General features: G+C 39.8%; 17 protein-coding genes and 1 pseudogene. All 18 read left to right on the top strand.

Annotated elements, in window-relative coordinates:
* The first annotated feature begins 68 nt into the window (after positions 1-68).
* The 18 genes and pseudogenes from CPRO_RS09235 (at position 69) to CPRO_RS09150 (ending at position 21,512) form a co-directional block, all read left to right on the top strand.
* The gene (locus CPRO_RS09235; protein ID WP_066050786.1) at positions 69-1,190 is read left to right on the top strand and encodes a DUF6017 domain-containing protein; all 1,122 of its coding nucleotides are present in this window, start codon (positions 69-71) and stop codon (positions 1,188-1,190) included.
* Positions 1,191-1,374: 184 nt separating this feature from the next.
* Positions 1,375-5,571 carry an S-layer homology domain-containing protein gene (locus tag CPRO_RS09230; protein ID WP_066050782.1) on the top strand — a complete coding sequence of 1,399 codons (4,197 nt, stop codon included), beginning with the start codon at positions 1,375-1,377 and terminating at the stop codon, positions 5,569-5,571.
* Positions 5,572-6,442: 871 nt separating this feature from the next.
* On the top strand, positions 6,443-6,895 hold the full coding sequence (locus tag CPRO_RS09225; RefSeq protein ID WP_066050779.1) for a PcfB family protein: 453 nt from the start codon (positions 6,443-6,445) through the stop codon (positions 6,893-6,895).
* Positions 6,892-8,652, top strand: a complete 1,761-nt coding sequence (locus tag CPRO_RS09220; RefSeq protein ID WP_066050775.1) for a VirD4-like conjugal transfer protein, CD1115 family — start codon at positions 6,892-6,894, stop codon at positions 8,650-8,652. The genes CPRO_RS09225 and CPRO_RS09220 overlap by 4 nt, the downstream gene beginning before the upstream one ends.
* 63 nt (positions 8,653-8,715) lie before the next feature.
* The gene (locus tag CPRO_RS09215; protein ID WP_066050772.1) at positions 8,716-8,931 is read left to right on the top strand and encodes a Maff2 family mobile element protein; all 216 of its coding nucleotides are present in this window, start codon (positions 8,716-8,718) and stop codon (positions 8,929-8,931) included.
* Between the two features lie 13 nt (positions 8,932-8,944).
* Positions 8,945-9,814, top strand: a complete 870-nt coding sequence (locus CPRO_RS09210) for a VirB6/TrbL-like conjugal transfer protein, CD1112 family (protein WP_066050768.1) — start codon at positions 8,945-8,947, stop codon at positions 9,812-9,814.
* Between the two features lie 22 nt (positions 9,815-9,836).
* The gene (locus CPRO_RS09205) at positions 9,837-10,148 is read left to right on the top strand and encodes a hypothetical protein (protein ID WP_066050766.1); all 312 of its coding nucleotides are present in this window, start codon (positions 9,837-9,839) and stop codon (positions 10,146-10,148) included.
* Positions 10,148-10,948, top strand: coding sequence for a DUF3849 domain-containing protein (locus tag CPRO_RS09200; RefSeq protein ID WP_066050764.1), 801 nt, complete (start codon positions 10,148-10,150; stop codon positions 10,946-10,948). The genes CPRO_RS09205 and CPRO_RS09200 overlap by 1 nt, the downstream gene beginning before the upstream one ends.
* Positions 10,948-11,346 (top strand): PrgI family protein, encoded by a 399-nt coding sequence (locus tag CPRO_RS09195; protein ID WP_066050759.1) that lies wholly within the window; start codon positions 10,948-10,950, stop codon positions 11,344-11,346. Before CPRO_RS09200 ends, CPRO_RS09195 begins: the two co-directional genes overlap by 1 nt.
* On the top strand, positions 11,300-12,259 hold the full coding sequence (locus tag CPRO_RS09190) for a hypothetical protein (protein ID WP_066050756.1): 960 nt from the start codon (positions 11,300-11,302) through the stop codon (positions 12,257-12,259). Before CPRO_RS09195 ends, CPRO_RS09190 begins: the two co-directional genes overlap by 47 nt.
* Positions 12,260-12,793: 534 nt before the next feature.
* Positions 12,794-14,593 (top strand): reverse transcriptase domain-containing protein, encoded by a 1,800-nt coding sequence (locus CPRO_RS09180; protein ID WP_066050750.1) that lies wholly within the window; start codon positions 12,794-12,796, stop codon positions 14,591-14,593.
* Positions 14,590-14,751: a hypothetical protein gene (locus CPRO_RS15500; protein WP_162264906.1), complete on the top strand. Its 162-nt coding sequence runs from the start codon at positions 14,590-14,592 to the stop codon at positions 14,749-14,751. Before CPRO_RS09180 ends, CPRO_RS15500 begins: the two co-directional genes overlap by 4 nt.
* Positions 14,712-16,166, top strand: a pseudogene (locus CPRO_RS09175) (VirB4-like conjugal transfer ATPase, CD1110 family); the annotation flags it as partial. The gene CPRO_RS15500 and the pseudogene CPRO_RS09175, both read left to right, overlap by 40 nt.
* A 1-nt stretch (position 16,167) precedes the next feature.
* Positions 16,168-17,883 (top strand): C40 family peptidase, encoded by a 1,716-nt coding sequence (locus tag CPRO_RS09170; protein WP_066050743.1) that lies wholly within the window; start codon positions 16,168-16,170, stop codon positions 17,881-17,883.
* 114 nt (positions 17,884-17,997) lie between these two features.
* A complete protein-coding gene (locus CPRO_RS09165; protein ID WP_066050741.1) occupies positions 17,998-18,393 on the top strand; it encodes a hypothetical protein in 396 nt (131 codons plus the stop codon).
* A 139-nt stretch (positions 18,394-18,532) separates the two neighbouring features.
* The gene (locus CPRO_RS09160) at positions 18,533-18,790 is read left to right on the top strand and encodes a DUF4315 family protein (protein ID WP_066050738.1); all 258 of its coding nucleotides are present in this window, start codon (positions 18,533-18,535) and stop codon (positions 18,788-18,790) included.
* Positions 18,777-19,433, top strand: a complete 657-nt coding sequence (locus CPRO_RS09155; protein ID WP_066050735.1) for a DUF4366 domain-containing protein — start codon at positions 18,777-18,779, stop codon at positions 19,431-19,433. The genes CPRO_RS09160 and CPRO_RS09155 overlap by 14 nt, the downstream gene beginning before the upstream one ends.
* 3 nt (positions 19,434-19,436) lie before the next feature.
* Entirely contained in the window at positions 19,437-21,512 is a 2,076-nt protein-coding gene (locus CPRO_RS09150) for a DNA topoisomerase 3 (RefSeq protein WP_066050733.1), read from the top strand.
* Positions 21,513-21,514: the final 2 nt, after the last annotated feature.

Raw genomic sequence — 21,514 nt, 5'->3', positions numbered from 1 at the left:
GTCCCCTTGACTGATTTAATTCGGCCAGGGGATTTTTCGTTTTTAGATAAAATCTAGGAGGACTTAAAATGACTGTTTTAAAACTTAATTATCATTACGGAAATGAAGCTGAACAATATTCTTTTTATCGAATACCAAAGATACTGTTTACCGATGAACGTTTTAAAAGCCTATCCATTGATGCAAAAATGCTCTACGGACTTATGCTTGACAGAATGGGGTTATCCGTTAAAAATAACTGGTTTGATGGTGAAAACCGAGTATACATTTACTTTACACTTGAAGATGCCTGTGCATTTATGGGTCAGAGTCAATCTAAAATGGTGCGTATTATGGCAGAGCTCGATGATAAAAAAGGCATTGGATTGATTGAACGTAAAAAGCAAGGGCAAGGTAAGCCTACGATTATCTATGTCAAAAATTTTAGTTCTTTAGTTTTGAAAAAAGATCGCAGTCCTAAGACAGTATTAAAAAAACACAGTAAACCTAACTTTATAGCAGAAGATAAGACTTCCCATAATGACAAGTCTGAACAGGAAAACATCGATGAAACTGGCATAATACAGCCTTTACCTGTGGATGCCTCTGTGGATAAATGTGACAGTACAGGTGATTTTTCTCGTGTTACATATGAATCGAAGATGCAGACTACTGAATATGAAAGTTCTTCACTTAACAAAAAAGGAAGTCAAGACTTTTCAAAATGGAACACTAATAATACTAAGATTAATAATACTGATTTGAGCGATACTGACTCTATCAATCTGTCAAAAGAGAGGCAGACACAAAAGGAAGACTTGACAAGCTCGGCGTTCTTGATGGATAGGATGGATGAGCGAAAATTGTACAGTGAAATTATCAAAGAAAATATTGGGTACAATCATTTTGCAGAAAAAAAGCCTTATGATACAGATGAAATTGATGGAATTGTGGAATTGATGCTTGATATTGTGTGTAGTAATGCACAGACTACCCGCATAGCTGGACAGGATATTCCAACGACAGTTGTAAAAAGCAGATTTTTGAAATTGGACAGTAGCCACATTGAGTATGTGTTTGACAGTCTTTCCAAAAACACTACAAAGATAAATAACATTAAGGCATATCTGTTGACAAGCCTATATAATGCACCTGTTACGATGAGTAGTTACTATTCGGCACTTGTCAATCACGATTTATACGGCAAATAAAATTCAATTAGCTGAGCGCAAAGCTATCTTGACCCATTTTCGTTAGGATGGCTTTTTTATATATAACAATATCAAGAAAAGAGGTTCCTTTATGCAGAAATTTCTTTTATACAGATTGGTGATACCGCCTTAATTTTCAAGAATAGAAAAAGTTAAAAAAATAAATTTGAAAAGGAGTTTTTTGATGAGACTAAAGTTGAATAAATCAACCCAAGTCATTTTGATTGTATGCTTGGTGCTAATGAGCTTAACCGGTTCAGCTTTTGCTATGCAAAAGATGTTCACGGACAGTGTGGGGCATTGGGCAGAAAAAATTATCAATACACTTGCGGCAGAAGGTGTTGTAAGCGGATATCCCGATGGACTGGTTCACCCCGATGCTACGATTACGAGAGCAGAGTTTTCGGCATTGGTGGCACGAAACACAAATAACATTACCACAAATGACAATATCCTTGATGTTGAGTTTACAGACATCAAAGGTCATTGGGCTGAAAAAGAAATAAATCATCTTATTCTTACTGACATAATCGAGCCAAACGATTACGGCAGTGAATTTTCCCCTGATGAACCTATTACACGCTATGAAATGCTCCGTATGCTTGTAAGAACATTAGGTAATGGTTTGCATGAAGATAACTGTAAATGCGAAACAGGCTTTACAGACCTTGAAGCAGTATCGAAAACACAGCTTGAATATATCTGTATTGCAAAGAAATACAGCATTGTAGACGGTTTTCCCGATGGAACGCTGAAACCATTTTGGAATGCAACCAGAGCAGAAGCCTTTGCTATGCTGTTAAACCAAAACAAAGCCGATAAAATAATAAAAGAGGAATCAGCAGACAAGGAATTAGTTGATAAGGAACAGAAACAGCAGGAGGATGAAAAAAATAAGCCTACAAAACCATCAAGGCCTTCAAGTGGTTCTTCCTCCAGTGGCGGTAGCAGTAGTGGTGGGAATGATAACACTACCCCTGTTTTTAGCTTTGATTTACAACAAGCTGGCTATGTTGGAGATACCTTAAGTGTTACTACCGATAGTAAATCTGTTAGTACTGTTACTTGGTCTTTAGAAAAAGACAGTGTTACCGTTGCCTATGACAAATTCTTGGACGGTGTACTTGGCAATAATGGTGGAAGTATCAAAGCAAAAGAAAGTGGAAACTACACATTAATTGCCACAGCCAAAAACAGTCAAGGAAAAACCACGATCGCCAGGAATAGTTTTACAGTATATGCAGTAGTTACAGTACAACTGGATGCACCAAAGAGTAGTTATACCGACAGGGAAGTTGATATAGATTTTGTCTCTGAAAATCTTGGTAGCAATGCAGTAAAATGGACCATTTCCAAAGATGGGACTGTCGTAAATATTGATGATGTAATAGACGGAAAACTTGGTGACACAGGTGGTTCTGTCTTTTTTAGTGGAAAAGGGTTATATACCGTAACAGCTTCGGTGGTAGATGGTATGGGCAACCCTAGTTCAGCTTCAGCAGAAATTACGATTTATTCTAAAGTTTTACTTAGTTTGGATTTGCCAAACAACACCTATACTGATAAGCCTGTTTGCATTGATGTAAATTCCCAGAATGCAGATATGCTGAAAATCAACTGGGAGTTATCCCGTAATGGTACAAATGTCATAATTGACGAATACATTGAGGGCATTTTAGAAGACGGTGAAAATATCCGTTTCAAAGAAAAAGGTGTCTATAAGCTGACAGCTTCCATTACCGACGATAACGGTCGTAAATATTCGTGCAGTATAGATATTACCGTATATCCTGTTGGCTTTGCCGGATTTTATTTACCGGAGATATTCCACACCGACGACTTGGTTATGGTAGATACCAATTTTGCTGAGATTGGTAATAGTACAGCAAACTGGGTACTTAAAAAAGACGGTAAAGTAGTTTCTATGGCTGAATTTATCGAGGGTACACTTGATAATGACGGTGGCTCTATAAAATTCATAAAAGCCGGTAAGTACACACTTTCCGTATCCTTTAGCGATGAGGGTGGCAGAGCATACAGTTATGAGCAAAATTTTCAAGTGTTTGCAATTCCTGTTGTAACCTACAATTTACCGGAATTTGTTCATACGGATAAAGAAATTGAGATTACAACAACACTTGTAAATGTAGGCGATTTGGAAATTGAGTGGCTTATCGATAATACCTACGGGTATCAAGATTGGAATACCTATGTTGATGGGAACTTGGATAACAATGGAGGTAAAATTTATTTCAAACGAGCCGGTGTTTATGAGTTGGTGGCAAGAATTACTGACCAAACTGGACGAGTATTCCTATTTGAGTCCAAAGATAAAATTGAGATTTTCCCTGTTTTAGACTTTGGATTTACACTTCCAAATCTTGCCTATACCGATACCGTGCTTGATTTCAGAACCCACGGAAACAATCAAGTATTGCCTGTGGACTGGACAATTACTAAGGACAGAATTGCAATAGTGTTTGACAGTGCAGTTGATGGCACACTGAATGCTAATGGCGGTAAATTCCGTTTCAAGGAATATGGCACTTATGTTTTAACAGGCACCATGACAGATTACCTTGGTCGTGAGTTTTCTCACAGCGAAGAAATAACTGTTATGCCATTTGTTGAATTTAGCTTTTCGGTACCGAACAGTATCCACTATGGAGCAGATTTTGAGGTTACCATAGATAATACCATTCACGCTGATATGTATGATGTGAACTGGGTACTGAACGATAAAAACGGTGTAGTAACCTTTGATGGTTCTCTTGGTAATAGTGGTGGTACAATGGCTATTGACAAGCTGGGAACATTCACATTAACAGCAACCATTACCGATAAAGAAGGAAGATTGTTTGCTCACAGTGAAAATATTGAGGTGCTAAACACAGCACCTAATAAGCCAGTTGTTACAGCTGAATTAACTAGAACTACGAAAGATAATAACTTTTTAGTAAAGATCGGTGCCACTGCCACGGACCCGGAAAATGATGAAATTACGTTTGAATGGGACGGAAGAACGGCAGATGATTATTATCCTGTTGGGATACATGAAATTCGAGCAAGAGCAAAGGATGTTGCAGGAACATACTCTGAATGGGAAAGTATTACTTTTGAGGTTACCAATCTTACGCCTACAGTTACGGTGACAGCAGTCCCTACAAGAACCACGAAGAATGGTAATTTCTTAGTAAATATCTCTGCTATTGCAAATGACGAAGATAATGACAAAACCACGCTTGAATGGGATGGACGCACAGCAGATGATTACTATCCTGTTGGTAGCCACACCATTAAAGTAAGAGCGACGGATATTGCAAATACCTATTCCGAATGGGAAAGTGTAACTTTTGATATTATGAATCATGCACCTACGGTTTCCGTAACAGCGATCCCTACAAGAACCACGAAGAATGGTGATTTCTTGGTAAATATCTTAGCCACAGCAAATGATGCTGACGGTGATGCAACGAGTCTTGAATGGGAAGGGCGTAAAGCGGACGATTACTATTCTGTTGGTAGCTACACTGTTAGAGTAAGAGCAAAAGATATTGCTGACAGCTATTCCGTGTGGCAGACTGTTACTTTTGAGGTTGTCAATCATACACCTATGGTTACAATGACAGCAGTGCCTACAAGAACTGCAAAAAACGGAAATTTCTTTGTAAAAACTTCTGTTGCTGCTACGGATGCAGATAGGGATAAAACAACACTTGAGTGGAGTGGTAAAGCAAGTGACGATTATTATGCAATTGGTACTCATACTATCAAGGTTAGAGCAAAAGATGAGGCCGGGGTTTATTCAGAATGGGTAAGCCAAACATTTACGATCAACAATTCAGCACCAACTACACCGGTGATTACAAGAACCCCAAATGGTAATTGTGTAGACCCCGGAAGTGCCGTTACAATCTCAGCAAGCAGTACCGACCCCGATGGAGATATGGTCACATATATTTGGGAAGGACGAGATAGTGAACGACAGGCTTATCCTCTCGGTAAAAATGTGGTGCGCGTAAAAGCTGTTGATGCTACAGGTGCTGAATCGCCTTGGGCTGCTATTGTATTCTTTGTAGCAGATGCAACCAGTGGAGGCGGTATGACTTTAACAGGACCCGACTCTACTATTAATGAAAATGGTCTTGAGGGTGCAACTATCACTCAGTATACTTTTACAGTACCTCCAGTTGATGGGCATAGTGGTAATGACTTTGGTCGTGTTCGTGGTTACAATGTAAAAACCAACCAATGGGATCAATTAAGTTATGGTACTACAAGTAACGGAATTACCTTTACTAATACGCTTGACGCAGGTACTTATTCAAAATTGGAGTTTTATTACTATACAAATCATAATTGTAGTGCGACACGTTCCTAACTGAAAAGGTTAGGCATCGATTGAAAGGAGGACAGATAATCGATAGAACTAATGCTCTGAGAAGTGGAATGACGGAGTAACGTCCCGAAACGCTTCCCTTAATACTCCGACTGGCAGTTTGAAATGTAATTAGAGAACTGTCAGACGCTCGGTGAAGTCGAGAGAGAGTTGCCCAAACAGGACAAATATGTAGCTGTGGAAAGCTGTTCAGCGATGAATGGTGCAACCTATATTTCGGAGGTCTATAAAATACCTATGGTGAGAATGGGCAGTTGTCCTGACGAACTTGCGAATGTACGGGTCTATAAGTGGTGTGTACAGAAATGTATATGTGCCTTCGGGCAAGTGCGTGAGGTAGAGTAAGAATTGCACTTATGAAATACCTTATACTGTTACAGGCAGTATCCAGCGTACAGGCTTAAAGCAAGCACCTAAGGGTATCATGAACAGATAGGAGCATTGGAACGTGGTAAGCCGTAAAACGTGGAGATGATTACACATCTGTGATGCGGTGGTGTCGAAGAACAATAAGCGCCTTTAATTACGGTGAAAGCGATGGCATGACCTTAAAAGACAGAACCAATCTGTTAGAGGAATAGCCATTAGTCGTTGGTGATTTTAATTTGAAGTGATGTGAATTAAAAAATATCATTTCTAAGAAATATGCAAATACACAAAGCATAATCAAAATCGAAATCAGCTAACGATGGAACGCCGTGTGAAATGAAAGTTTCATGCACGGTGTGGGACGGGGGAAAATCCAGAGATAATTTCAAAGGATTACCTATCGTCATTGTACAACAAATCCAACATTACTTATTCTGTTGAATATTACTTTGAGTAAGTATTTTCCGATGGAAGGAGTGGTTTTTTGCAAGAAGATATAAACCATAGAAGCATAACCTTTGGCGTAAATAGCTCCAAAATGACAGGGAAGTTGTTGCTAAAGCTAATCAAGCTATATCTTACACACAAAAAGGAACTGCCCCACGGTAAACAGACGATCAAACAGCTCGCAAAGCACGGTCAAGGGATGACAAACATTGAAATTACAGACAAAAACATAAAGTGCTTTGAAAAGTATGCAAGAAAATATGGCGTGGATTTTGCTCTCAAAAAAGACATTACCGAAACACCACCTAAGTATCTTGTTTTCTTTAAGGCAAAAGATAATGATGCTATTCTCTCTGCTTTTAAGGAATTTACAGCAGACAGAATGCGAAAGATTGAAAAACCGTCTGTATTGCAAGAGCTACGGGAACAGAAAGAAAAAATCAAAAATGCCGTAGTGGAAAAGGTCAAGAAAAAGGAGCAGGTGCGATGACAGATAAAGTGAAAAAACAAATAATCCTGCATATTCCGTATCTGTTCATCGGTTTGTTTATGACTAAGGTGGTGCAGGGCTTCCGCTTTGTGAATGGTGCAGATTTATCAGAAAAGCTACTTCATATTGGTGATGGATTAGCCCTTGCTTTTAAAAGCTATTTTCCAAGTTTTCACCCTGGAGATTTACTTTTCGGACTGCTTATTGCAGTTGTTATAAGGCTTGTGGTGTACATACGAGGGAAAAATGCAAAAAAGTATAGGCACGGTAGAGAATATGGCTCTGCTTGTTTTGGTACTCCAAAGGATATTGAGCCGTTTGTCGACCCTGTATTTGAAAACAATATTATTCTCACCAAAACTGAAAGCCTAACAATGAGCAGTAGGCCCAAGAACCCAAAGGATGCGAGAAACAAAAATGTGCTGATTATAGGCGGTTCGGGCAGTGGTAAAACAAGATTTTGGTTGAAACCCAACCTTATGCAGTGCCATAGTAGCTATGTTGTTACCGACCCAAAAGGTTCCATTGTCATTGAATGCGGCAAGCTACTTGAAAAAGAGGGTTACAAAATCAAAATTCTCAACACCATTAACTTCAATAAGTCGATGAAATACAATCCTTTTTCTTATATCCGATCAGAAAAGGATATTTTGAAGCTGGTTACTACCCTAATTACCAATACCAAGGGTGACGGCAAAGGCGGCGATGATTTTTGGCAGAAGGCCGAAACACTGCTCTATACTGCTCTGATTGGCTACATCCACTATGAAGCACCAGAGGAAGAAAAGAATTTTAACACCCTTATCGAAATGATTAACGCAAGTGAGGTGCGAGAAGATGATGAGAACTTTAAAAATTCCGTGGATAGAGTGTTTGAACTTTTGGAGAAGAAGTCCCCAGACCACTTTGCAGTAAGACAGTATGCAAAATATAAGCTAGCTGCTGGCAAGACAGCCAAAAGTATTTTGATTTCTTGTGGGGCAAGGCTTGCCCCATTTGACATTAAGGAGCTTCGGGATTTAACAGAATATGACGAACTGGAACTTGATACCTTGGGCGATAAGAAAACTGCCTTGTTTTTCATCATCTCCGATACTGATGATACCTTTAATTTCTTGGTATCAATGGCATATACACAGTTATTTAATCTGCTTTGTGAAAAGGCTGATGATGTGTATGGTGGCAGACTTCCTATCCACGTTCGTTGTCTAATTGATGAAGCTGCTAATATTGGGCAGATACCAAAGCTGGAAAAGCTAATGGCAACCATTCGTTCCAGAGAAATATCTGCTTGTCTTGTATTGCAGGCACAGAGCCAGTTAAAGGCACTCTACAAGGATAATGCAGATACTATTATCGGCAATTGTGACAGTATGATTTTTCTCGGTGGTAAAGAAAAAACTACATTAAAAGAACTAACTGAAACAATGGGCAAGGAAACGATTGATACTTATAATACTTCCGACACAAGAGGAAGTCAGAGAAGTTATGGGCAAAATTATCAGAAGTTGGGAAAGGAGCTTATGAGCATAGATGAGCTTGCTGTTATGGACGGCAGTAAGTGTATTTTACAGCTTCGAGGTGTTCGCCCATTCCTCTCGGATAAATATGATATAACAAAGCACAAAAACTATCAATATTTAGCCGATTATGATAAAAGAAACACCTTTAGTATAGAAAAGTATCTGTCCACAAAACTGAAAACAAAGCCCAACGATGTATATGAGGTTTATGAAATGGGCGAAATCGAAGAATAAGGCACTACCGGTAATGGTGGTGTCTTTTCTACTACAAAAAACATTTAAAGGAGATTTTATATTATGGATTTTTTCAATGAAGCAATAAAAGTATTACAAACTCTTGTTGTGGCACTTGGCGCGGGACTTGGTATTTGGGGTGTCATCAACCTTTTGGAAGGCTATGGTAATGACAATCCGGGGGCGAAATCGCAAGGTATTAAGCAGCTTATGGCAGGCGGTGGGGTTGGACTTATTGGAATGACGCTTGTTCCCCTTCTCTCTGGACTTTTCGGTTAATAGGAGGTAACAAATGCAAAGTATCATCGACGCTATAACCGAATGGATTAAGGAGATTTTAATCAGCGGTATTATTGGAAACTTGACAGGGATGTTTGATACCGTTAATTCCCGTGTCGGTGAGATTGCAAGTGAAGTGGGAAAAACTCCGTCAGCGTGGAATGGCGGAGTTTTCTCCCTTATTCAAAATCTTTCCGAAACCGTTGTAATTCCCATAGCGGGGATAGTATTAACCTTTGTAATGTGTTACGAGCTTATCTCAATGATCATTGATAAAAACAATATGCACGATTTTCCACCCTCCGATATTTTTAAATGGATTATGAAAACCTTTATTGCAGTGTTAATTGTTACCAATGTGTTCGATATTGTAATGGCAATTTTTGATGTATCTCAAAGTGTTGTGGCAAGCTCCGCAGGCTTGATTATAGGCGATACAGGTATCAATATTGAAAGTGCCATCGGCAACTTGGAAACGGTATTGCAAGAAATGGACATCGGACCATTGATGGGGCTTTTTATTCAAAGCTTTGTGATACAGGTAACGATGCACGCACTGTCATTTTGCATTTTTATTGTCATTTACGGAAGAATGATGGAAATTTATATGGTAACCTCCCTTGCACCGATTCCCTTTGCGACAATGAGCAATAAAGAATGGGGTAGCATGGGACAAAACTACATTAAATCCATCTGTGCCTTGGCATTTCAAGCGTTCCTCATTATGGTGTGCGTGGGCATTTACTCCGTACTAATCAATGATATTGCAATGGGCGATGACCCAATGGGTGCAATTTGGGGCTGTCTTGGCTACACATTGCTATTGTGCTTTACCTTATTCAAAACAGGAAACATTGCTAAGGGTATTTTCAATGCCCACTAACTTTATAAAGGAGAACGCTTATATGAATATGAAAAACGCACCTACCATTGATAATGAAGCTGTTGCCGAGTTTTTTGGCAACCTAGAGGGGTGTTTAGAAAATATGGTAGACAGCCCCTATGAGCAGATTGAGGGTGAAACCTTTGTGATTATGACGGCGAGGGATTTCCACTATTTGCAGAACTGTCAAGCTCAGCAGCCTTTTATTAATTTGCTTTTGGAACAGCTTGAAGATTTCTCTATACAGCAGCTGGATCATATTCGTACCCTTGCCACCTCACAGCTAAATATTAAAATGGTAAGGGATTATTTTGAAAGAAAGGAATTAGCCTAATGGATACAAGACCTTTTTATCCCCACAGCTTTGGGGAAGCAAAACGAAATGAGGATACCGAGCGATATGTACTTTCCCACAGTGCCAATATTGATTGTAAAAATGCCATTGAAAAAGTTATCAGAGAAAACTACGATGGTTATAGACTTGGCAAAGATATCGCTAAGCCTGTCATTGAGGAATTTGGCTTTGATCGTATGAAATATGTGCTTTCTTATACGGTACAGAATTTTGACTATGATGGTCGTATCAGCAGCAATAACAAGGCTTGGGCAAAAGAAACCTTTGTGCCGGAGGACACAGTTATGGATAGAGATAGAAGAAATGAATTTTTAGTCAATTCTTCTACGGGGCTTGTGGACCTCTTTATCAACCAGTACAAGCAAGAATATGAAAAACTGAATTTGTGGGATAAAACACAGGTGAACCCTCCCAAGGATATGAATTTTGAGGGCAAGGCTATGGTTTTAAAGCCGGAAATTCTAAATGAACAGCATAAAACAAGGGATGAGCAGTTGTTCTATGCCTTTGGTGGCTTTGGCTGTGATAGTGAAAAGGGTAATAAAAAGGTAATGGGTGAATTTCTCACTGATGGAGAAAAAACCAACTTCTATCGCTTTGATTTTTTGGGCGAAGCCAAAATAGACCTATTACCCGACTGGGCAAAGGAAAAACTTGCTGAAAAGACGAAGGAACGAAAGCCCTCCGTTCTACAGCAGTTAAAGGAAAACAAGGATCAAATGAAGAAGGGTAGTCTTGCCCCTGTGATAGACAAAAAACAGGATAAGGGGGAACGCTAATGGCTTATGTATCTGTTCCAAAAGACCTTAATGCGGTCAAAACAAAGGTTATGTTTAACCTTACCAAAAGACAGCTTATTTTCTTCTCTCTTGCAGGGATTGTGGGATTACCCATATTTTTCATCTTAAAAGGCAGCATTGACATTACCGTTGCAACTCTTGCAATGATGGTTGTTATGCTACCTTTTTTCTTATTTGCAATGTATGAAAAGCACGGACAAAAACCCGAAGTGATCATTAAGCAGATATATATGGTCAAAAAAGGCTTGCCATCGGAGCGACCCTATAAAATTCAAAATGCCTACACACTTTTGGAAAAGCAATATAATCTCAAAAAGGAGGTAACGCAAATTGTCAAAGGACAACACAAAACAGGAAGTAAAGCTCACAAGAGCTGAGAAAAAGGAAATCAATAACATTATCGCAAAGTATAAAGGCGATGATAAAAAAGCAATGTCTGCACAGCAAAGTATCCCCTATAAACGCCTTTATCCCGATGGTATTTGCCGTGTGGATGAGGACTTTTATTCCAAGAGCATTTTATTTGAGGACATCAACTATCAGCTTGCGGAAAACGAGGATAAATCCGCTATTTTTGATGGTTGGAGCAACTTTCTCAACTACTTTGATACGTCCATTAAATTTCAGCTCTCTTTCCTTAATATCACAGGCAACGAAAAGATATTTGAAGATAGCATTACAATTGCACCACAGGAGGATGATTTCAACTCTATTCGTGAGGAATATTCTGATATGCTCCTAAAGCAGCTTTCCAAGGGCAATAACGGCATTATCAAGCGTAAGTATCTCACTTTTGGTATTCACGCAGATAGCTACAAAAAGGCAAAAACAAGGCTTGAACGAATTGAAACCGACATCTACAACAACTTCAAAAAGCTGGGTGTGCGTATGGAAAGCCTTGACGGAAAAGAACGGCTCCATCTACTTAGAAATATGCTTTATATGGACGAGAAGCAATCCTTTAATTTTGAATGGAATTGGCTACCTGTATCGGGGCTATCCACCAAAGATTTTATTGTTCCTTCGTCCTTTTATTTCGGAGATGCCAAGCGATTTAAGACCGGAGATAAATTTGGTGCAGTATCCTTTATGGAGATACTGGCTCCTGAACTCTCCGACCGTTTGCTTGCAGATTTTCTTGAAATTGAGGGAAATCAAAATGTAACAATGCACATTCAGTCAATCGACCATACCAAAGCCATTAAAATGGTAAAACGCAAGCTGTCTGACCTGGAGAAAATGAAGATTGACGAAGTGCGCCCAGATAGGGCATTGTGTGAAGTAGCGTAAGGTACTACCCCGTAAGATAACACGGGAAACAGCCTGCCTAACCGAAAGGCGAAAGCTGACACGGGAACATAGCACGGCAGGAAAGCGGTAAGTCACCTAAAGGCATTTTGGTGCGACTGAACCGCAATGTTAAGCGGATACGAGGTTTAAGTTGAATTTACTGAACGTGAGTTTCTAATTCCTGTTATTTTCAGGTGGAGGAAAATGTCTGAAACCTCCGGCATGAGAACGGTTGATTATGTTCGTCAATCAATCGGTTATCATCAATTTCATGCAATCTGTAGGAGAACTTATGGCAACGAAACGAAAGCGAAACCGACAATCCTCATTTACCTACACACAATGCTAACTGGGGATACCCTAAACAGGAGCGCCACCACGGAGGTGAATAATCGGCTATGGCTATTGAGCCTGAAAATCCTGCATGGGTACGGAGCGTTCGTAGTAGTCCGAGGGCGGTAACACCGTCTACATGGCGAAGGGACGCAGTTATTGTGTACTAAAATAAAAGTTGATTAGGGAGGAAAACCTCAAATGCAACCAACAACCGAAATTTTAGCAAGAATCAGTAAAAACTCACTTGCAAACAAAGAAGAAGTCTTTACAAAACTGTATCGCTACCTGTTGCGTCCTGACCTCTATTTTCTGGCATATAACCACTTGTATGCTAATAATGGAGCGGCAACGAAAGGAGCAAACAATGATACGGCTGACGGTTTCAGCGAAGTAAAAATTTCAAATATCATAAAATCGCTGTCTGACGATACCTATCAGCCTACGCCGGTAAGGCGAACCTACATCTCCAAAAAGAGCGACCCCAAAAAGAAGCGTCCGTTGGGAATACCCACATTTACGGATAAGCTGGTACAGGAAGCTCTGCGCATGGTGCTTGAAGCGGTATATGAGCCTGTCTTTCTAAATGTGTCACATGGGTTCAGACCGAAAAGAAGCTGTCATACCGCACTAACTACATTGAAAAAGGAGTTCAACGGCACACGTTGGTTTGTTGAGGGCGATATTAAAGGTTGCTTTGACAATATCGACCACGCTGTACTTGTAGGTTTCATAAACAAAAAAATCAAGGACGCACGGATTATCAAGCTGATTTACAAGTTCCTGAAAGCGGGATATTTAGAGAATTGGCAATTTCACAAGACATACAGCGGAACACCGCAGGGCGGCATTATCTCGCCGTTGCTCGCCAACATCTACCTGCATGAGCTGGACAAGTATGTAATGAAGCTGAAAACCGAGTTTGACACACCCAATACGGAGAAGATAACGCCTGAATACCGAGAACTTCAAAACGAAATCAAAATGCTCTCCTATTACATCAAAAAGGCAGACGGCACGGAGAAAGAACGGCTACTTGCAGAATATAAACCAAAACGCAAGCAGATTATGTCAATCCCGTGTACTTCGCAGACCGACAAAAAAATCAAATATGTTCGGTACGCCGACGATTTTATCATAGGTGTAAAAGGGAGCCAAGAGGACTGCCAGTGGATTAAGAGTAAACTTGCCGAATTTATAGGCGGAACGCTGAAAATGGAACTCAGTGAAGAAAAAACTCTCATTACCCACAGCAGTGAATGTGCAAGGTTCTTAGGCTATGATGTGCGTGTTCGGAGAAGTGGAGAAATAAAGCGTGGTGGCCCAGGCAATGCCAAAAAGCGGACGCTGAATAATCATACTGAACTGCTTGTGCCATTTAACGACAAAATCCATAAATTCATCTTCTCAAAAGGAATAGCGATACAGAAAATCGACGGGACACTTTTTCCTGTACATCGTAATTCTCTGCTACGGCTTACAGATTTAGAAATCGTCACTACCTACAATGATGAGCTACGAGGGCTTTGCAACTACTACGGTATGGCAAGCAATTTCCACAAAATGAAGTACTTTGCCTACCTCATGAAATATAGTTGCTTAAAAACCCTTGCGTCAAAACATAAAAGCAGTATCTCAAAGGTCATTGCCATGTTCAAAGACGGCAAAGGCGATTGGGGTATCCCGTATGAAACAAAAACGGGTGAAAAACGGGGATATTTTGCGAATTATATTGACTGTAAAGAGGTAAAGAATCCGACTGACATCATTAGTAATGCGGCCATTATTTACAGTCAATCGGTGACCAGCCTTGAAAAACGGTTGAAAGCAAAAGTTTGTGAGCTATGCGGAACGACTGAAAGCGACCATTACGAAATTCACCACGTCAACAAGCTGAAAAATCTGAAAGGCAGGCAAACGTGGGAAATCGCAATGTTGGCTAAACGCCGAAAAACGCTTGTGGTGTGCAGAAAATGCCACCATGAAATCCATAATATGTGAGTTTTACTGAACGAACAATGACAGAGCCGTATACTCCGAGAGGGGTACGTACGGTTCCCGGAGAGGGTGGTGCAGACCTACCGCCGAAATGCGGCAAGGCGGCACTTCCCTACTCCACCAAAAAAAGGCGGTTAGAAGCGGATATGATATGGATATAATGCCCGCTGACCTTGCTCTGTTCCTCACGGAGATGAAAAAGCTATTACAGGATTTGCAAAGCAGAAATGAGCGACTTTTCTATTTTACCTTTATGATTGTAAACACTGAAACTTCTAAAGATAAACTAGATAATATCGTTTTTGGAGCAACAAGCCTTGCCGGAAAGCATAACTGTATTCTCCATAGGCTTGACTACCAGCAAGAGCAGGGATTTATGAGCTGCTTGCCACTGGGGAAAAACTTAATTGACATCAGAAGGTGTATGACCACCACAGCAACGGCGGGATTTGTACCTTTTACCACTTGTGAACTGTTCCAAAACGGCAATGCCCTCTATTATGGTATCAATGCCTTGTCGAGCAACCTATTAATGGCTGACAGGAAATTGCTTAAAAACCCTAATGGACTGATTTTAGGCACACCGGGTTCGGGAAAATCTTTCTCAGCCAAGAGAGAAATCGTCAATGTGTTTCTTATTACTGATGATGATATTGCAATATTAGACCCAGAAGCCGAGTACGCACCCCTGGTGCAAAAGCTGAACGGTCAGGTCATTAAAATCTCTCCACTTTCCAAACAGTTTATCAATCCAATGGATATTAGCCTTGATAATATGGAGGAAGAAAATCCACTTATCTTAAAGAGTGATTTTATCCTATCCCTCTTTGAGGTGATGATGGGCAAGGTACAAGCTGATGAAAGAAGTATCATCGACAGCTGCTTGCAACAGGTTTATATGCCGTATTTTGTAGACCCCAAAAATACTCAAATGCCAATTTTAAAGGATTTGTATAACACGATTTTAGAGCGAAACAGCCCACAGGCAAAGCACATTGCCGATTGTATGGCGATTTATGTCACGGGCTCATTGAATGTGTTTAATCATCGCACCAATGTGGATATTAGCAATCGTGTGGTGTGCTTTGATACCAAGGAGCTGGGTAACGCTCTAAAAGAGTTTGGTATGCTTGTGGTGCAAGACCAGATTTGGGGCAGAGTCAGTAGAAACAGAAATGATAAAAAATCTACACGTTATTATATTGATGAAATGCATCTGCTTTTGGGCAAGGAGCAAACCGCCAATTATACGGTAGAGATTTGGAAACGCTTTCGTAAATGGGGAGGTATTCCCACAGGCTTAACGCAGAATGTAAAAGACTTTCTTTGTTCTCCACAGGTGGCAAACATCTTTGAAAACTCGGACTTTGTGTATCTACTGAACCAAGCAGGTGGTGATAGAGAAATCCTCTCCAAACAGCTTAACATCTCCCCACATCAGCTATCCTATGTTACCAATTCGGGAGCTGGTGAGGGACTTTTGATTTACGGTAGTATCATTATTCCGTTTATTGATCACTTCCCAAAAGATACGGAGCTTTACAAGATAATGACTACAAAGCTAGAGGAAGTGTAAGATGGAGGATAAATTAAATAAATCTCGTTTAAAACTTGAAAAAGCTGAGTTGGAACGAGATAAAGCACTGGAAAAGGGACTCAAGAATAAGAAACAACTCAAAATGCAAAGAAAGTTCTATGAGAAAGAAAAGCCAAAGTCAAAGCTGGATTTTGGCGAAAACAAGTCAAAACCTTCTGATAAGCTAACAGACAAACCAAAATCATCTGATAGCTTGGTGGATATAGTTAAACCACAATCCACCATGGTGCGAAAATTCAAGAACGCACCACAAAAGGCAGTTGCCAGCAATATCCATAAAGAAATTTCCGAAAGTGAAGATGATAATGTGGGTGTTAAAGCCACCCACGGCAGCGAGCAGTCTGCTGAATTTATGGGTAGAAAATTGAAATCAGCATACGAGCATCAGAAATTAAAGCCCTATAAAACCCTTGCAAAAGCGGAAAAGAAGCTGCAAAAATCACAGGTTAATTACACCTACAACAGGGCTATGGCTGAAAACCCACAGTTAGGTAGCAGTCCATTTTCCAAGTGGCATCAAAAGCAAAATATCAAAAAGCAATATGCCAATGCTCGCAAAGCCGGTACTGCTACCCGTAACACAGCCACTACCATTAAAGATATTGTTAAAAAAGGTGTTGATACAGTTGCTGCGATTGCAGCTAATACTGTGAAAAACCCTAGGATTTTAATTATCTGCGGGTGCTTTCTGCTAATAATCATCATTTGCGGTGCTTTGTTTTCCTCTTGCTCTGTGATGCTCCAAGGTGGTTTCAACTCCATTGTGGGTACTTCCTATAACTCTGAGGATGAGGATATTGTAGAGGTTGACAACGATTACAAAAACCTTGAAAAAGAGTTGAAGGATAAAATTGACAACATCGAAAGTGATTATCCTGGTTACGATGAGTATCGTTATAACCTTGATGAGATCGGTCATAATGCCCACGAACTTGCGTCTTATCTTACAGCCTTATTGAAATATTATAAGCCAAATGAGGTACAAGGCGAACTGCAACAGATTTTTGATTTACAGTATAAGTTGAAATTGGAACGAGTGGTAGAAATTCGTTACCGTACTAAAACGAGAACGGACAGCGAGGGGAATTCTTATAAGGTAAAAGTACCTTATAAGTACTATATTTTAAAAATCACTCTTATCAATACACCTATCAATAACGTGGCTGAGGATTTGCTAACTGCTGAGCAATTTGAATTATTTAGAGTTTACCTTGAAACCAAAGGCAATAAGCCTAATGTTTTTGGGGACAAATACAGCGAAACCGATAGCAATCAAGATTTAGGATATCAAGTGCCTGCCCATAACCTCACTGATGAGGAGTTTGGTAAAATGCTCAAGGAAGCTGAAAAATACATAGGTTACCCATATGTTTGGGGAGGTAGCAGTCCTTCCACCTCTTTTGATTGCAGTGGTTTTGTATGCTGGGTAATCAATCAATCGGGTGTGGGCAACATCCCTCGCACCACGGCAACAGGGATATATAATCAAACAACACCAATTCCCAAAAGCGAAGCAAAGCCGGGAGATATAATCTTCTTTGAGGGTACTTATGACAGTGCAGGAGCAGTTTCTCATGTTGGGATTTATGTAGGTGATGGAATGATGATCCATTGCGGAAATCCCATTGGTTACGCGAATGTAAATAGCGGATACTGGCAAGACCATTTCTATGCTTATGGAAGAATACAACCATAGAGTGGATTTTTTGTTTCAAAGGAGGTATACTTATATGTAAGATTATTTTGATAATTAAGCAGTCTTTGAAATAAAGCTTTTTGAGAGAAATTTATATAATAGGGGGGTGGTAAGATGGAACAGATAAACAATTTAAGTAAGGTTGTGAATAAAAACAGGAAACTATTTTGGACAATCATTATAACTTATATTGCAATATTCGTTGGTTGTGCAGCTTTTCCAATATTCCCCCAATATACAGGCTATTCAAATATAATTTTACACTTAGCAAATGCAGTGTATATAACACCATTAATGCTTGTTGCTTTACTTGGTAAGGGCGAGGCTATAAAAGCATATAGTGTTTCATTTATTAGTTTGTTGATAGGAATGATTTGCAGATATTTAATTGAATTTGGTGAGGTGTCTAATAGCGTGAACTTTACCATAGCCAATATAGTATCTTTTCTCGTTATATTGCCGTTAATCTATACTCTTACTTATTATTTATATAGCCGAAAAATAAATTAAGGCACTGTCTATTATGAGCCCATCATTGTAAAGAACCAAAATAGCAAAAATCGAATTAAATCTAAATAATTAAATTATGCGAAATCAAGAAAGACGGGAGAAATCTCGTCTTTTTTGCGTCCAAAAGGAGGAATTTTCATTGCAAAACAAGTTAACTAAAATCAAAAAGGATATTCAGAGAACAGAAGAAAAAATCACTGAATACCAAAACAAACTAAAATTCTTACAAAAGGAAAAGACAGACCTTGAAAATCTGATGATGATTGATGTTCTTAGAAAACACAAGGTAAATCATAACGATTTGCCTACAATATTGCAGATTTTTGAGGAGGAAAAAGGTTCAAGTGTACCACTTAAAATAAACAATACGGAGGAACAACAAAATGAAAAGATTTAAAATGTTTACTACAATGCTGGTGATGAGCTTACTATTTTGCGCAATGTCAACCGTAGCCTTTGCAGGTGGCGGTTTTGAATACGACGAAACCCCGCCTGTGGCTGTGACACCAAAGGAGGAAACCACACCCCTTACGCCAGAGGGGAATTTGACCCTTGTTGATGATATTACCACCACTTCCGAAACAGACAAGCAGTTTATCACCGCAGTTTCAAAAAATGGCAACTATTTTTACCTAGTCATTGACCGTGCAGGAGATAGTGATAATGTATACCTACTTAATATGATTGATGAGGCCGATTTAATGTCATTGATGGAGGGTAAAACTGCCAAGATTGAGGAGAAGCCAACAATCCAAGAACCCGTTCCTACTTCCGCAGAGCCAACAGAAGAGCCCACAGATGATAAAACAGATGAAACCAAAAGTAACACCTTGCCGCTGTTAGTGCTTGTATTGGCTATGTGCGGCGGAGGTGCTTTTTATTATCTGAAGTTCGTTAAGGGCAAAAATACTCATAAAGGCTCTACAAATTTGAATGAACTCAGCGACGATGAATATTCCGATGATGAGGAAGAATACGAGCTTGACCAGGATGATAGCTATTTAGCAGATGATGAAAACACAGATTACAGGGAGGAATAAAAATTGAGACTAGTCATTGCAGAAAAGCCCTCGGTGGCACAGAGTATTGCAAAGGTGCTGGGTGCTACCGATAAAAAAGATGGATACCTTGAGGGCAATGGATATTTCGTATCGTGGTGCGTTGGGCATTTGGTAGGTCTTGCCGGCACCGATCAATATAATGAAAGTTATAAAATGTGGGATTTAAAGGATTTGCCTATTATTCCACAGAGCTTTGAATACGAGGTATCAAAGGGCAAGGAAAAACAGCTTAAAATCCTTTGCATGCTGTTAAATGACCCTAAAGTAGATGCAGTAATCAATGCCTGTGATGCCGGGCGTGAGGGCGAGCTTATCTTTCGCCTGGTGTATCAATTTGCCAAGTGTCAAAAGGCGATGAAAAGGCTTTGGATCTCTTCTATGGAGGATAGTGCCATACAAAAAGGCTTTGAAAATCTAAAAAACGGAACTAGTTTTGATCTGCTTTATGAAAGTGCTGCTTGCAGACAAAAAGCCGATTGGATTGTAGGCATCAATGCTACAAGGTTGTTTTCACTGCTCTACAATCAGCAGTTAAATGTAGGCAGAGTGATGTCTCCCACGCTTTCTATGATTGTGGAACGTAATGCAGGCATCAAAGCCTTTCGTCCCGCACCCTTTTATACTATTGTCCTTTATAACGGTGCAGTGGTCTTTACCTCTGAAAAAACGGAGGGAAAGGCACAGGCGGAGGAACTTCTTAAAAGGTGCAAAAATCAGCATTTAGTAGTTACAAGCATTGAAAATAAGGAAAAGGCAGAAAAACCGCCAAAACTGTACGACCTTACCACCTTGCAGCGAGAAGCCAATCGTAAATTAGGCTTTACCGCCAATCAAACATTGGAATATACCCAAAGCCTTTATGAAAAGAAGCTATGTACCTATCCAAGAACCGACAGTCGATTTTTAACCGAGGATATGGCAGATATCTTACCGGAGCTGTCACTATATGCTTTGACAACTTTGCCATTTCCAAGGGATGAAGAATTTGATGTACCTTGCAATGCTCAGCTTGTGATTGACAGTAGCAAGGTTACCGACCACCACGCCATTATCCCCACCAAGAGCCTAGCAAACTATGATATAGAACAGCTTCCATACGGAGAAAAAGCAGTCTTGACACTCATCATGTTAAGGCTGCTTTCTGCTTTAGGGGATAACCACAAATATAGTGAAACGGTGGTAACGGCAGGCTGTGGCGATGCTGTTTTTACAACCAAAGGCAAAACTATTTTGCAAAATGGCTTTAAGGAATACGAAGTGCTCCTTAACATGGTCGAGAAACAGGACGAAAAATCACTTCCTCTTATGGCTGAAGGCGAAGTCATTGAAAATTGTAACGCAGAAATGAAGGAAGGAAAGACTTCTCCACCTAAGCAATTTACCGAGGATACCTTGCTTTTGGCTATGGAGACAACGGGTAAAGACGAAAATATCGAAAAAGAGTTTTGTGGTATTGGAACCCCTGCTACGCGTGCAGGCATTATTGAAAAACTCATTAGTGTTAATTTTTTGGAACGCAAGGGAGATAGGAAAACAAAGTATCTTCTGCCGACAGATAAGGGCAATGCCCTCATCACTATTTTGCCCGAAAGTATCCAATCCCCACTGACTACGGCTGAATGGGAAGAAAAGCTAAAATCCATAGAAACAGGCGATTTGTCCGCAAATGAATTTCTATCGGAAATTTCTAAAACGACCGAGAATCTTGTCAGGACCTATGATGTGGTAAAAGGAAGTGAACAGCTTTTTCCCTCACAAAACAAGGTGATTGGAAAATGCCCAAGGTGTGGTAGTAATGTAATTGAGAACAAAAAAGGATTTTGCTGTGAAAACAGAACCTGCGGTTTTGCCCTCTGGAAAGGAAATAAGTTTTTTACTTCCAAAAAGAAAACCTTAACCGGAAAATTAGTAAAAGACCTTTTAACCACAGGCAAATGCAAGTTAACAGGCTGTTATTCAGAAAAAACAGGTAAAACCTACAATGCTACTGTTTCCTTTGATGATACAGGCGGTAAATATGTCAACTTCGTTTTAGAATTTGAAAAAAGGGGGAAGTAAGA

The organism is Anaerotignum propionicum DSM 1682, assembly GCF_001561955.1.
Taxonomy (GTDB): Bacteria; Bacillota; Clostridia; order Lachnospirales; family Anaerotignaceae; genus Chakrabartyella; species Chakrabartyella propionicum.
The sequence above is the reverse complement of the archived record's forward strand: the minus strand, read 5'-3'. Positions and strand labels throughout refer to the sequence as shown.